Raw genomic sequence first — 12,387 nt, forward strand, 5'->3', positions numbered from 1 at the left:
AGGGCCACGGCGCCGGAAACCAGCCCTCCGCTCCTTCGTCGCTCCGGGCGGCCAGTCCCATCCACACCGGCGCCGTGGCCCTGTCGCCTCCGGCTCCTCCGCGCCCTGCCCACCCCACGCACTCGGGCGATTGGCCGGAATGGGGTGGGGATGGAGGTGGTTGCGGTTGGCTCTCGGCTCAGCGTGGCGACGCTCGGGGTTGAGGAAGGCGCGCTGACGCCTGTCTCGAGACCCGCCCCGCGCAGCGGCTACTGGACGAGCAGGAGGTCGGCGGGGAGCTGGTCCCAGGCGCAGCCGCAGTGGGGGTGGCGGGGCCAGGCGTGGGGGGAGGGGAGATCGGTGGGGCCGAGGTCGATGGTGGTGGACCAGGTGGAGGGGCAGTCGCCCTCGACGTAGCGGAGCAGGTCGCGCACGGCCCAGCCGACGGCGAAGTGGGTCAGGACGGGGTCGTGCGGGGGGCCGGGGGCGCCCGGGTCGAGGGTGACCTGCTCGATGACCAGGGCCCGCCGCGGGTCGTCCTCGGCCAGCCCGGCGTCGACGCAGCGCAGGCACGCGGTGGTGCCGGGCACCACGAAGGGTCCCAGACGCGGGCTGCCCAGGCTCGCCGCGAGCACCAGGTGCGGGGTGCCGTCGCGCACGAGGTCGTCCAGGGCGGCGCGCGTCAGCTCACCCTCGGAGGCGACGAGCCACAGGTCGGCGTCCTGGCCGGGCCGGCAGACAGTGACCCCCACCTGCCGCAGGAGCCGGGTCGCGGCGTCGGCGACGTCCGGGCCCGCCCAGACGCCGACCCGGGCGCGCCGCCGGGCCTCGAGCCGGGCCGCGGCCGAGGCACCGAACTGCGTCCAGGCCGCGCGCGCGGGGTCGTCGGGGCGGAGCCGCTCCAGGGCCTCGGCGTCGACCAGCAGGCCGGCGTCGTGCAGGCCGCGCAGCGCCAGCCACGCCGCTCCCTCGAGCTCGGGCAGCGGCCGGCCGTCGGCGAGGGCGTCGAGCAGGCGGCGTACGGCGGGGCGGTCGGCGACCACCAGGCGGTGGGGAGCGTCGGTGCCGACGCGCAGGTGCGCGTCGTCGTGCCGGGCCACGGCGAGCCCGGGTCGCAATGCGGGGCGGCGGGGGAGGCCGGGGATGAGAGGAGCAGCCATGCCTGCGACCCTCGCACCGAACGGGGAGCCGCCGCCGGGCTCCTCCACAGGCCCGGAACGCCAGGCGGCGGCGCCGTCCCCGAGGGGAGGGCGCCGCCGCTCAGCGTGTGGGGCGTGTCAGCCGTCGATCACGCCTTGCCGAGGATGCGGTTCAGGTTGGTGCTGCAGACGGGGCACACGGCCTTCGCCATGCGGGTGCCCTTGTCGTTCACCCTCACCTCGCCCTCCGCCTCGCGCTTCTCCTTGCACTTCACGCAGTAGAACTCGCCGCTCCAGGTCTCCGCCATGACGGCCTCCTTGCCTAGTCACTCATTCGGTCGTCGCGACGGGGATGATGGGGAAGCCCGCCGGAAGCCCGGCAGCGGGTGCTGCCGAACCGATTCGACCCTACGGCACCGCGCCGCGCCGACGCAGCAGGCGCTCCGCGCGCCTGAGAGCGGGCCGCCACCGCCTGGGACGGCCCCCCGACCCCGCTCAGTAGGGTGCGGCCATGGCCGACCTCACCCACCTCCGTCTCGAGCGCCCCTCGTCGGGGGTCGCGCTCCTCGTCCTGGACCAGCCCGACCGGCGCAACGCGATGTCCGAGGAGATGACCTCCTCCTGGGTCGCCGCGATCGACGAGCTGGCCGCCGACCCCTCCGTGCGTGCCGTCGTCGTGACCGGCGAGGGCACGGCCTTCTGCTCCGGCGGCGACACCTCGTGGATCGCCGGGGAGCCGGACGCCACCGTCGACCGGCTGCGGACCCGGATGATCGGCTTCTACCGCGCCTGGCTGTCGATCCGGCGCCTCGAGGTGCCGACGATCGCGGCGGTCAACGGCGCGGCCATCGGCGCGGGGCTGTGCGTGGCCCTCGCCTGCGACCTGCGCTACGCGGCCGCCGGCGCCAAGCTGGGCGTGCCGTTCGTCAAGCTGGGGATGCATCCCGGCATGGCCGCCACCCACCTGCTGCCGAACGTCGTCGGCCCGGCCGCCGCGCGTGACCTGCTGCTCACCGGCCGGGTGGTCGAGGCCGACGAGGCGCAGCGGCTCGGGCTCGTGTCGGCGGTGCACGACCGCGAGACGTTCCTGGACGACGTGCTGGCCACGGCCGCCGGGATCGCCGCCACCGCGCCGATCGCCAGCCGGCTCACCAAGCTCGCGCTGGCCGACGGCGGTCATGCCGACGTCGAGTCCTGCCTGCAGTGGGAGGCGCTCGCCCAGCCGGTGACGCTGGCCACCGCGGACCTGCAGGAGGGCATCCGCGCCAGCCGCGAGCGCCGGGCGCCGGAGTTCACCGGTCGCTGAGGCGGGGACGACGGCGGGGCGACCGCGGGGCAGAGGTAGAGGCCCCCGCGTCGCGTCGCGACATTCGCCTTCCCCTTGCCAATGTCGGTCCGCGACCCGGGGGCCTCGTCCGTCCCGAACGCTAGGGACCCGGAGCCCGGCGGTCAACGGTCCAGCGTCGCCGCTTGTGGACAACGCTGTGGATAACTCTGTGGAGAACTGCCCGTCCCCGGTGGAAACACGGCGATCTGCCGGGACTGGCCTGTGGAGGACACGCCCGGGACCCGCGGTCACGCGGTCCTGACCTGGGACAATGGTCATCCACCGGGTGTGGACGAAAAGATCCTGACCACCGCTCGTCGAGAGGAGCCCTTCCATGACCGCGTACGCCGCCGGCCCGGTCGCCGCGCTGCGCCGGATCGCGTTCCTCCTCGAGCGCGCCCGCGAGGACACCTACAAGGTCAAGGCGTTCCGCGGGGCGGCGGCCGCGATCCTGCCCTTGCCCGCCGACGAGCTCGCGCGCCACGTCGACGAAGGCACGCTCACCGACCTGCCCGGCGTCGGCGCGAGCTCGGCCCGGGTCATCACCGCCGCAGCGCGCGGGGAGCTGCCGGAGCGGCTGGCGACGGCCGAGGCCGAGCTGGCCGGCCCGCTCACCGACGGTGGTGTCGACCTGCGGGCCCGGCTGCGCGGCGACCTGCACTCCCACTCCGACTGGTCCGACGGCGGCTCACCGATCGAGGAGATGGCGATCACGGCCATCGAGCTGGGCCACGACTACCTCGTGCTCACCGACCACTCGCCGCGCCTCAAGGTGGCGCACGGGCTGAGCGTCGATCGGCTCACCCGCCAGCTCGGCGTGGTGGAGGCGGTCAACGACCACCTCGCCGGCAGCGGCTTCACGCTGCTCAAGGGCATCGAGGTCGACATCCTCGACGACGGCGGGCTCGACCAGACCGAGGAGATGCTGGGCCGCCTGGACGTGCGGGTCGCGAGTGTGCACTCCAAGCTGAAGATGGACGCGCCCGCGATGACGCGCCGGATGATCGGGGCGGTGCGCAACCCCTTCACCAACGTCCTGGGCCACTGCACCGGCCGCCTGGTGACCGGGGGACGGGGCACCCGCGCGCAGTCGGAGTTCGACGCCGAGGCGGTCTTCGAGGCGTGCGCCGAGCACGACGTGGCGGTCGAGATCAACTCGCGGCCCGAGCGCCGCGACCCGCCCACGGCGCTGCTGGAGCTCGCCCGCGACAGCGGCTGCCTGTTCTCGATCGACAGCGACGCGCACGCCCCGGGGCAGCTGGACTTCCTCGTCCTGGGCTGCGAGCGGGCCGAGGCCGCGGGCATCGAGGCCGACCGGATCGTCAACACGTGGCCGCGGGAGCGGCTCCTGGAGTGGGCGCGCCAGTAGATTCGGGCCATGACGGACCCCGAGGCGCCCGAGGTGGAGGTACGCCGCAGCGAGCGGCGCCGCCGTACGGTCTCGGCCTACCGCGACGGCCACCGCATCGTCGTCCTCGTGCCGGCCTCGCTGAGCGCCGCCGAGGAGGCCGAGTGGGTCCGCACCATGGTGGAGCGCATCGAGCGGGCCGAGCAGAAGCGCCGGCTCAGCGACGACGACCTCGTGGCGCGCGCCCGGCGCCTCAGCGACAGCTACCTCGGCGGTCTCGCGGAGCCGGAGTCGGTCCGCTGGGTCGACAACCAGCACACGCGGTGGGGCTCCTGCACCCCGGGGGACCGCACGATCCGGCTCTCGGTGCGGCTCCAGGGCATGCCCGGCTGGGTGATCGACTACGTGCTCGTCCACGAGCTCGCCCACCTCATCGAGGCCGGGCACGATGCCGGTTTCTGGGCCTGGGTCGACCGCTACCCGCAGGCCGACAAGGCCAAGGGCTACCTCGAGGGCTGGTCGGCGGCGGCGCGGCTCGACCCGCCGCCCGGCGCCGACGTGGACTGACCGCTCGCCGCGCGGGCCAGGCCGAGCCGCACGAGCTCGACCAGGTCGCTGCCCGGGTCGGGGAGCGCCGTCACGGGCCACCAGGCGACGTCGAGCGACTCCTCGCTGACCTCGGGTACGGCGTCGGGCGACGCCACCGCGACGAACCGCACGTCGAGGTGGTGCACGTCGCCGTCGGGGCCGCAGAAGGGCACCGCGTGCTCGCTCAGCTGGACCGGCACGGGGTCGAGCCGCAGCGTCGCCAGCCCGCCCTCCTCGGTCGCCTCGCGCAGCGCGGCCCCCGCCAGGGTCGCGTCCCCCGGCTCGCAGTGGCCCCCGAGCTGGAACCACTGGCGGGCCTTGGCGTGCAGCGTCAGCAGCACCTGGGTGTGGTCGGCGCTGACGACCAGCGTGCTGGCCGTGAGGTGGTCCGGTCGGCAGTCGCGGGCGAGGCCGTCGGGATGGGCCTCCAGGTGCGCGACGTAGCGCTGCCGGAGCGCCTCCTGGTCCGAGGAGGGCGCCGTCCAGCCGCGCAGGGCGGCCAGCGCGTCGGCGTGGAGCGTCACTCGCCGTCGAGCAGCTTGCGCAGCTCGGCGTCGAAGTCGTCCTCCGTGAGGGACTCGGGTGCGGCGGCGTCCTCGCGGAAGCCGAGCGGGTCGTCCAGGTCGGCGGCGGTGGGCAGCAGGTCGGGGTGCAGCCAGACGCCGTCGCGGGCCTCGACGCCCTGACGCTGGCGCAGCGACCCCCACAGCGTCGAGGCGTCGCGCAGGCGGCGGGGCCGCAGCTCCAGCCCGACGAGAGCCGCGAAGGTCTCCTCGGCGGGGCCGCCCGCGGCACGGCGGCGGCGTACGGCCTCCTGCAGGCGCTGGGCCGACGGCATCCGCTCGGCGGTGGCCTGGCCGACGACCTCGTCGACCCAGCCCTCCACGAGGGCGAGCGCGATCTCGAGGCGCTCCAGCGCGGCCTGCTGCGCCGGCGAGGGCGGCATGTCGAAGAGCCCGCCCTCGAGCAGCTGCTGCATCGACTCGGGGTTCTGGGGATCGATGCCGCTCATCTGCTCCTGGATGCGCTCCTGCAGACCCTCGACGTTGATCTCCACGCCGCTCGCGACGGCGGTCACGGCACCGACGAGGTGCTCGCGCAGCCACGGCGAGTGGGCGAACAGGCGCTGGTGGGCCGCCTCGCGCAGGGCGAGGTAGAGCAGCACGTCGTCCTCGGTGACGTCGAGGCCCTCGGCGAAGGCGGCGACGTTGGCCGGGACCAGCGCGGCGCGGCCGGGCGCGGAGAGCGGCAGCCCGATGTCGGAGGCGGTGAGCACCTCACCGGCCAGGCTGCCCAGGCCGGAGCCGACCTGGTTGGCGAGCATCGCGCCGATGGCCTTGCCGAGGATCCCGACGAGCGGGCCGGCGGCCGCCTGCGCCTCCGGAGGGAGCGCCTTGGCCAGGCCCGTGACGGACTGCTCGGCGACGGGGTCGACGAGCACCTTCCAGGCGTCGAGGGTCGAGACGATCCACTCGGCGCGGCTCCAGGCCGCCGTCGAGGTGACGGCCGAGGGGATCTCGGTGACGGCGTCGAGCCAGTGGTCGGCGAGGCGCACGGCATCGGCCACCGCGTCCTGCTGGCGCTGGGTGGGCGAGGGGTCGGGCTGCTGCGCCACGGTCTTGCGGGCGACGTCCTGGGCGACGTCCCAGTTGAGGGCGCCGTCGTAGGGCTGCATCATCGCCTGGATCTGGCCGAAGATCTGGCTCAGGTCGGGCATCCCGGCGCCGCCGGGCCCGCCGACGCCGCCGAAGGCGCCCGCACCGGTGAAGAACTGCTCGAACGGCGTGCCCTTGAAGGGGTTGGCGCCGTCCTCGGGGCCCTCGCCGGAGCCGCCTCCAGATCCTGTGCTCATGACCCCACGGTAGCGCCGTCCGGCAAGTCGTATGGTCGTCGTGTGACCCATCCCGCTGTCCGTCTGGTCGATCTCCGTGACACGCCGCTGAGCGTCGAGGAGGTCACCGGCGTCCTCGACGACCCCACCGACGGCGGCGTGACCGTGTTCATCGGCCGCGTCCGCGACCACGACGGCGGCAAGGGGGTCTCCGGCCTCGACTACTCCGCGCACCCCAGCGCCCTCGAGCGCCTGCGCGAGGTCTGCGACCGCGTCGCCGAGCGGCACGAGGTGCACGGCATCGCCGCGGTCCACCGGGTCGGCCACCTCGACATCGGCGACGTCGCCGTCGTCGTCGCCGCGGCCGCCGCCCACCGGGGCCAGGCCTTCGACGCCTCGCGCGACCTCATCGACACGCTCAAGGACGAGGTCCCGATCTGGAAGCACCAGGTCTTCGGCGACGGCACCGAGGAGTGGGTCGGCGCGCCGTAGGGGGCTCGCCGCCGGCCCGCCGTACCCTCGAGGACGTGGAGATCCTGCTCTGGCTCGTGCCGCCCGCCGTCGTCACCGTGGTGGCGATGCTCTGGGTCGGCTGGCTGGGCCGGGAGGGTCGCGGGGAGGTCGACCGCGAGGTCGCCGTCCGTCGGCTGGGGGAGGCGCTGGAGCGACCGCCGCGCACGACCAGGTACGCCGCGCCGGCCCCCGAGCGCGACCGCAGCACCGGCGTCGCCGTCCGACCGTCGCGTGCGACACCCCCGACGCCGCGCGCGCATCCGGTCGAGGAGCCCCCTCAGCGCCGCGTCTCCTGACTGAGATCCGGGCGCACGGAGCCTTGGCCGGGGTGAGAGGGTGGCGCCATGAGCCAGCGCCTGATGGCCGCGATGATCGCGGGACCACTGGTGCTCGTGCTGCTCGCACTGGCGGCGTTCCTGCCGCTGGACTACGTCACCTACCGGCCCGGCTACACCGTCGACGTGCTGGCCGAGGCCGACGGTGCGGAGATCATCCAGGTCGACGGTCACAAGACCTACCGCGACGACGGTGAGCTGCGGATGACCACCGTGCTGGTCTCCCTGCCCAAGGACGACGACGGTCACTGCGGGAGCGGTTGCCGCAAGAACCTCTACGACCTGATGGACGCGTGGGTCGACCACGACGACGCGGTCTACCCCTACGACGCGATCTACGACGAGCAGGAGACCCAGGCCTCCAACGACCGCGACGGTGCCGTGGCCATGGTGACCTCGCAGGACGCGGCGATCGCGGTGGCCATGCGCGAGCTCGGCCTCAAGTTCACCCCGGCGGTGGACGTCACCTTCGTGGAGCAGGGCATGCCGGCCGAGGGCAAGCTGCTGCCGCGCGACCTCCTGCTCGAGGTCAACGGCGAGAAGCTCGTGAAGGCCCAGCAGCTCTACGACGCCGTGCAGGCCACCCCGAAGGGCGGCAGCATCGACCTGCGGGTGCGCCGCGACCGCACCGAGCTCGACGTCACGGTCGAGCCACGCACGGTCAAGGGCGAGAAGCTGATCGGCATCACGCCCGGCAACGGCTACGCCTTCCCCTTCGACGTGCGGGTCAACATCGACCCCGACATCGGCGGACCCAGCGCCGGGCTGATGTTCTCGCTGGCGATCTACGACACCCTCACGCCCGGCTCCCTCACGGGCGGCAAGACGGTGGCCGGCACCGGCGAGATCGCGCCCGACGGCAAGGTCGGCCCGATCGGCGGCATCCCGCAGAAGATCGCCGGCGCCCGCGAGGACGGCGCCCAGCTGTTCCTGGTGCCGACCGACAACTGCAAGGAGGCGCTGGGGGCCGACCCCGGTGACGACATGCGCCTGGTCCGGGCCACGACGATGCACGAGGCGCTCGGGGCCATCCAGGACTGGGTCGCCGACCCCGACGCCGACCTCCCCTCGTGCAAGGACGCCGCATGACCCTGACCGACCCGCTCGACGCCGACCCGGCGCTGGCCTCCGCGATCCTCGAGATCGAGGGACACCTCGCCCAGGGCGGCTGGGACCAGCCGGCTCGGCTCTACGCCCTGGTCGACACCGCGCGCCTGGTCGACCACGAGCCGGCGCTCGCCGCGGCGATGGGGCTGGACCACTCGTCCGAGCAGGGCTCGCTGACCGCGATCGAGCAGGACCAGCTGAGCCCCGAGGTCGAGCTGGAGCGTGCGCTGGAGTCCATCAGCTGGCCCCCCGAGGTGATCGGCTGCGCCGCGGTCGTCGAGCGGCTCGTGCTGCCTCCCGACGCGGACGAGCAGATCCCCGACGACGAGACCGAGGCGCAGCGCTTCGCGCGCGAGCACCCGGAGCGCCAGGACGTGCGCATCGTCGCCGGCGTCACCCGCCACGGGTCGACGTACTGCGCCCTGCGCCTGCGCGCCCACGACGACGACCAGTCCGTGGTCGGGGGCATCGACCTGGTGCCCGCGCTGCTGGCGCTGCTCGAGGCCACCCTGGACGAGGACCCCGCCGACGACCGGGCCGACGCGCCCGCCGACGTACCCGCAGAACCCGAGGAGAACCCGTGAGTGAGCTGTTCGACGACGACCCCCGAGACCCCGCCCCGCCACAGGCTTCGCGGCGCTCCCGGGCCCTGGTCATCACGGGCATCGTGCTCATCGTCTGCTTCTTCGGGCTGACGACGTTCGCGGCGATCTACACCGACCGCCTCTGGTACCGCTCGGCCGGCTACGGCAGCGTCTTCACCACCCTGTTCTGGACGCGCGCGGGCCTGTTCGTCGCCTTCGGCGCGTTCATGGGCATCGTCGTCGCGGTCAACGTCGTGCTGGCCTTCCGCTTCCGGCCGCTGTTCCGCCCGTCGTCGCCCGAGCAGGGCGGCCTCGACCGCTACCGCGACGCCGTGACCCCGATCCGCACCTGGATCGTCGTGGGCGTCGCGCTGCTGCTCGGCCTGTTCGCCGGCACCTCCGGCGCGGGGGAGTGGCGCAACTACATGCTGTGGCGCAACTCCCAGGAGTTCGGCAGCAAGGACGCCTTCTTCAAGCGCGACATCGGGTTCTACGTCTTCGACCTGCCGTTCCTGCACTACCTGGTCGACTTCACGATGGCGACGATCGTGATCGCGCTGCTCGCCGCGGCCGTGACCCACTACCTCTACGGCGGCGTGCGCCTGCAGGTCAGCCGCGACCGCCTCTCCGGCGCGGCCCAGGTGCAGCTCTCGGTGCTGCTCGGGCTCTTCGTGCTGGTCAAGGCCGGCGACTACTACCTCGACCGCTTCGACCTGGTGAACCAGTCCGGACGCCTGATCACCGGCATGACCTACGCCGACGAGCACGCGATCCTCCCGGCCAAGAGCATCCTCATGGGCATCGCCGTGATCTGCGCGGTGCTGTTCTTCCTCAACGTGTGGCGCCGCACCTGGACGCTGCCCTCGGTCGGTCTGGCGCTGCTCGCCCTCTCGGCGGTGCTCCTGGGCATGATCTGGCCCGGCATCGTCCAGCAGTTCCAGGTCAAGCCGTCCGAGGCCGACAAGGAGGCGAAGTACATCGCCGCCAACATCGACGCCACCCGTGCGGCGTACGACCTCACCGACGTGGAGAGCGAGCCCTACACCAGCAGCGCCTCGGCGACGAAGGAGAAGCTGTCGCGCCTGACGGCCGAGACCTCGTCGGTCCCGCTGGTGGACCCCCAGCTCGTGCGGGAGACGTTCGAGCAGAACCAGCAGGGCCGCAACTACTACTCCGTGGCCGACGTGCTCGACGTGGATCGCTACCAGATGGAGAACGGCGTCGACCGTGCCCTCGTGCTCGGCGTGCGCGAGCTCGACCAGGAGGGCATCAACGACGGCGACAAGAACTGGTCGAACCTGCACACGGTCTACACCCACGGCAACGGCGTGATCGCCGCGTACGCCAACCAGCGCGGCGCCGACGACAACACTCCCCAGACGGAGATCCAGTGGGCCGAGGGCAACCAGGTCAACTCCGACGGGACCCGACAGGACGACCTGAGCGAGCTCACCGGCGGCTACGAGAGCCGGATCTACTTCGGTGAGGACAGCCCGGACTACTCCGTCGTCGGGAAGGCCAAGAAGGACTCCGGCAGCGTGGAGCTCAGCCTCTCCAGCGGCACGGAGGACGAGGACGAGACCACGACGTACGACGGCAAGGGCGGCGTCGACATCGGCTCGACGTTCAACCAGCTGATGTACGCCGTGAAGTTCGGCGAGCCGAACTTCCTGCTCTCGGGTCGCGTGCACGGCAACAGCGAGGTCCTCTACAACCGCACGCCGCGCGAGCGCGTCGAGAAGGTGGCCCCGTGGCTGACCATCGACGAGGACGCCTACCCGGCGATCGTCGACGAGAAGGTGGTGTGGATCCTCGACGGCTACACGACCACCGACCGCTACGCCAGTGCCCAGCGGGAGTCGTTCGAGGAGATGACCGACGACTCGCTGCAGGAGGACACCGGTCTCGCGACGCTGCCGACCGACGAGATCAACTACATGCGCAACGCGGTCAAGGCCACGGTCGACGCCTACGACGGCACGGTCACGCTCTACGAGTGGGACGAGTCCGACCCGATCCTCAAGGCGTGGATGAGTGCGTTCCCCGACACCGTCCAGGACCGCTCGGAGATCTCCGACGAGCTGATGCAGCACCTGCGCTACCCCGAGGACCTGTTCAAGGTCCAGCGCTTCCAGTACGCCCGCTACCACATCACCGACGCACCGGCGTGGTACCAGGGTGACGACCGCTGGGCGGTGCCGGAGGACCCCAACAGCCGCACCAAGAACAAGCTGCTGCCCCCGTATCGGCTCTTCGTGGACGAGACCGCCGGCGAGGAGACCACCACGACGAACGAGACCTGGTCGCTGACGTCGACCTTCGTGCCGTTCGGCCGCAACAACCTGGCCTCCTTCGTGTCTGTCAACAGCGACGCCACCTCGGACGACTACGGCAAGATCACCGTGCGCGAGATGACCGACCAGACGACCCAGGGCCCCGGCAACATCGCCAACGACTTCAGCTCCGACCCCGACGTCCGCGACAAGCTGCGCGACTTCGAGACCGGCCAGTCGCCGCCGTTGTTCGGCAACATCCTGACGCTGCCGGTCGAGGACGGCCTGATCTACGTCGAGCCGGTCTACGCCGTGCGCGCCGGGTCCAGCGCCGCCTACCCGATCCTCCAGTACGTGCTGGTGTCCTACGGCGGCAAGGTCGGGATCGGCAAGACCATGCTCGACGGTCTGCGCGACGCGCTGGGTGCCGCTCCCGGTACGAGCGCCGAACCCGACCCCGGGACGACACCGCCCGAAGGGTCCGGCGAGCCCGAGCAGCCGACCGGCACGATCGACGAGCAGATCGGCGACAAGCTGGACCAGGCCCAGAAGGCGTTCACGGCCGCCGAGACGGCCCTGGCCGGGGGCAACCTGGCGGAGTACCAGCGGCAGAACCAGCTGGCCGCACGTCTGGTGCAGGACGCGATCGACCTCGCCGCGGTGCGCGACGGTGGCGGTGCCGCGGGTGGTGGCACCGACGAGTAGACGCCCGCCGAGTGACCCGATTTGGACCGCCTCACCCCGTCCGGTAACGTTCTGTTCAGCGACGCGGGGTGGAGCAGTTCGGTAGCTCGCTGGGCTCATAACCCAGAGGTCGCAGGTTCAAATCCTGCCCCCGCTACCACTTTCAGGCCCGGAATCCACGATTCCGGGCCTGAAGTCATGTGACGCAGTTCCCTCGCTGGACGACATGGGCCGGACTCGGCCCGACGCGACCGGGCAGATGCCAGAGTGGGCCCCGTGATCGTCGAGACCAAGATCGTCGGCAGCAGGGACACCGAGTCGCTGCACGTCCAGGTTCCTCTCGGGAACGGGACCCTCCGCGAGCTCCTGTCCGAGCTCGTCCGGCACGAGCTGGCCGCCTACGAGCAGCGGCGCACCTCCAGCAGGACCCTGCAGGTCCTGACGCCCGCCGACCTCGCCCGCGGTGTCGACACCGGCGTCTACGGCCGCGAGAACCGTGCCGTGCCGGCCCCGCCCCCCGAGGCCGAGGCCATCGAGCGGGCAGTCGAGGCGTTCACCGACGGGCTCGTCTTCGTGTTCGTCGACGGCCTCCAGGTGGAGGAGATCGACGCGCCCGTCGTGGTCCGTCCCGACTCGACGCTGCGACTGGTGCGTCTCGTGGCCCTGGCCGGGGGCTGAC

The 12,387-nt window shown here is 72.5% G+C and carries 13 protein-coding genes and 1 tRNA gene; 10 read left to right on the plus strand and 4 right to left on the minus strand.

Going from position 1 to position 12,387, the window contains the following annotated elements; genetic code table 11:
* Positions 1-248: 248 nt before the first annotated feature.
* Positions 249-1,139 (minus strand): hypothetical protein, encoded by an 891-nt coding sequence (locus E4622_RS22935; protein ID WP_167736170.1) that lies wholly within the window; start codon positions 1,137-1,139, stop codon positions 249-251.
* Positions 1,140-1,267: 128 nt separating this feature from the next.
* On the minus strand, positions 1,268-1,426 hold the full coding sequence (locus E4622_RS22940; protein ID WP_091026547.1) for a DUF5679 domain-containing protein: 159 nt from the start codon (positions 1,424-1,426) through the stop codon (positions 1,268-1,270).
* Between the two features lie 203 nt (positions 1,427-1,629).
* On the opposite strand from E4622_RS22940, the gene E4622_RS20030 reads away from it, so the two are divergent.
* The 3 genes from E4622_RS20030 to E4622_RS20040 all read left to right on the plus strand — a co-directional run bounded on the left by E4622_RS20030 (position 1,630) and on the right by E4622_RS20040 (position 4,360).
* Positions 1,630-2,424, plus strand: a complete 795-nt coding sequence (locus E4622_RS20030) for an enoyl-CoA hydratase/isomerase family protein (protein ID WP_134741998.1) — start codon at positions 1,630-1,632, stop codon at positions 2,422-2,424.
* Positions 2,425-2,779: 355 nt separating this feature from the next.
* Positions 2,780-3,814, plus strand: coding sequence for a PHP domain-containing protein (locus tag E4622_RS20035; RefSeq protein WP_134741999.1), 1,035 nt, complete (start codon positions 2,780-2,782; stop codon positions 3,812-3,814).
* A gap of 9 nt (positions 3,815-3,823) precedes the next feature.
* Positions 3,824-4,360 carry a M48 family metallopeptidase gene (locus tag E4622_RS20040; protein ID WP_134742000.1) on the plus strand — a complete coding sequence of 179 codons (537 nt, stop codon included), beginning with the start codon at positions 3,824-3,826 and terminating at the stop codon, positions 4,358-4,360.
* On the opposite strand, the gene E4622_RS20045 is transcribed toward E4622_RS20040, so the two are convergent.
* Positions 4,297-4,905, minus strand: coding sequence for an NUDIX hydrolase (locus tag E4622_RS20045; protein ID WP_134742001.1), 609 nt, complete (start codon positions 4,903-4,905; stop codon positions 4,297-4,299). The two genes, E4622_RS20040 and E4622_RS20045, sit on opposite strands and share 64 nt — an antisense overlap.
* On the minus strand, positions 4,902-6,233 hold the full coding sequence (locus E4622_RS20050) for a zinc-dependent metalloprotease (protein ID WP_134742002.1): 1,332 nt from the start codon (positions 6,231-6,233) through the stop codon (positions 4,902-4,904). The genes E4622_RS20045 and E4622_RS20050 overlap by 4 nt, the downstream gene beginning before the upstream one ends.
* 42 nt (positions 6,234-6,275) lie before the next feature.
* Between E4622_RS20050 and E4622_RS20055 the strand changes: the two genes are divergently transcribed.
* From E4622_RS20055 to E4622_RS20085, 7 genes are all read left to right on the plus strand, one after another.
* Positions 6,276-6,704 (plus strand): molybdenum cofactor biosynthesis protein MoaE, encoded by a 429-nt coding sequence (locus E4622_RS20055; protein ID WP_134742003.1) that lies wholly within the window; start codon positions 6,276-6,278, stop codon positions 6,702-6,704.
* Positions 6,705-6,739: 35 nt separating this feature from the next.
* Positions 6,740-7,021: a hypothetical protein gene (locus E4622_RS20060; protein ID WP_167736171.1), complete on the plus strand. Its 282-nt coding sequence runs from the start codon at positions 6,740-6,742 to the stop codon at positions 7,019-7,021.
* 48 nt (positions 7,022-7,069) lie between these two features.
* Positions 7,070-8,149 (plus strand): S16 family serine protease, encoded by a 1,080-nt coding sequence (locus E4622_RS20065; protein ID WP_134742004.1) that lies wholly within the window; start codon positions 7,070-7,072, stop codon positions 8,147-8,149.
* Positions 8,146-8,751, plus strand: coding sequence for a PPA1309 family protein (locus E4622_RS20070; RefSeq protein ID WP_134742005.1), 606 nt, complete (start codon positions 8,146-8,148; stop codon positions 8,749-8,751). Before E4622_RS20065 ends, E4622_RS20070 begins: the two co-directional genes overlap by 4 nt.
* Positions 8,748-11,729: a UPF0182 family protein gene (locus E4622_RS20075; protein WP_134742006.1), complete on the plus strand. Its 2,982-nt coding sequence runs from the start codon at positions 8,748-8,750 to the stop codon at positions 11,727-11,729. The genes E4622_RS20070 and E4622_RS20075 overlap by 4 nt, the downstream gene beginning before the upstream one ends.
* A gap of 62 nt (positions 11,730-11,791) precedes the next feature.
* Positions 11,792-11,868: transfer RNA gene (locus E4622_RS20080), tRNA-Met, on the plus strand.
* 116 nt (positions 11,869-11,984) lie between these two features.
* On the plus strand, positions 11,985-12,386 hold the full coding sequence (locus E4622_RS20085) for a hypothetical protein (RefSeq protein ID WP_134742007.1): 402 nt from the start codon (positions 11,985-11,987) through the stop codon (positions 12,384-12,386).
* Position 12,387: the final 1 nt, after the last annotated feature.

This window comes from Nocardioides sp. 503, from assembly GCF_004522095.1.
Taxonomy (GTDB): domain Bacteria; phylum Actinomycetota; class Actinomycetes; order Propionibacteriales; family Nocardioidaceae; genus Nocardioides.

Bases quoted from the DNA above. Each gene is read 5' to 3' on its own strand.
- E4622_RS20050 (WP_134742002.1), bottom strand. From the start codon at position 6,233: ATGAGCACAGGATCTGGAGGCGGCTCCGGCGAGGGCCCCGAGGACGGC.
- E4622_RS20065 (WP_134742004.1), top strand. From the start codon at position 7,070: ATGAGCCAGCGCCTGATGGCCGCGATGATCGCGGGACCACTGGTGCTC.
- E4622_RS20070 (WP_134742005.1), top strand. From the start codon at position 8,146: ATGACCCTGACCGACCCGCTCGACGCCGACCCGGCGCTGGCCTCCGCG.
- E4622_RS22940 (WP_091026547.1), bottom strand. From the start codon at position 1,426: ATGGCGGAGACCTGGAGCGGCGAGTTCTACTGCGTGAAGTGCAAGGAG.
- E4622_RS20035 (WP_134741999.1), top strand. From the start codon at position 2,780: ATGACCGCGTACGCCGCCGGCCCGGTCGCCGCGCTGCGCCGGATCGCG.
- E4622_RS20030 (WP_134741998.1), top strand. From the start codon at position 1,630: ATGGCCGACCTCACCCACCTCCGTCTCGAGCGCCCCTCGTCGGGGGTC.
- E4622_RS20040 (WP_134742000.1), top strand. From the start codon at position 3,824: ATGACGGACCCCGAGGCGCCCGAGGTGGAGGTACGCCGCAGCGAGCGG.
- E4622_RS22935 (WP_167736170.1), bottom strand. From the start codon at position 1,139: ATGGCTGCTCCTCTCATCCCCGGCCTCCCCCGCCGCCCCGCATTGCGA.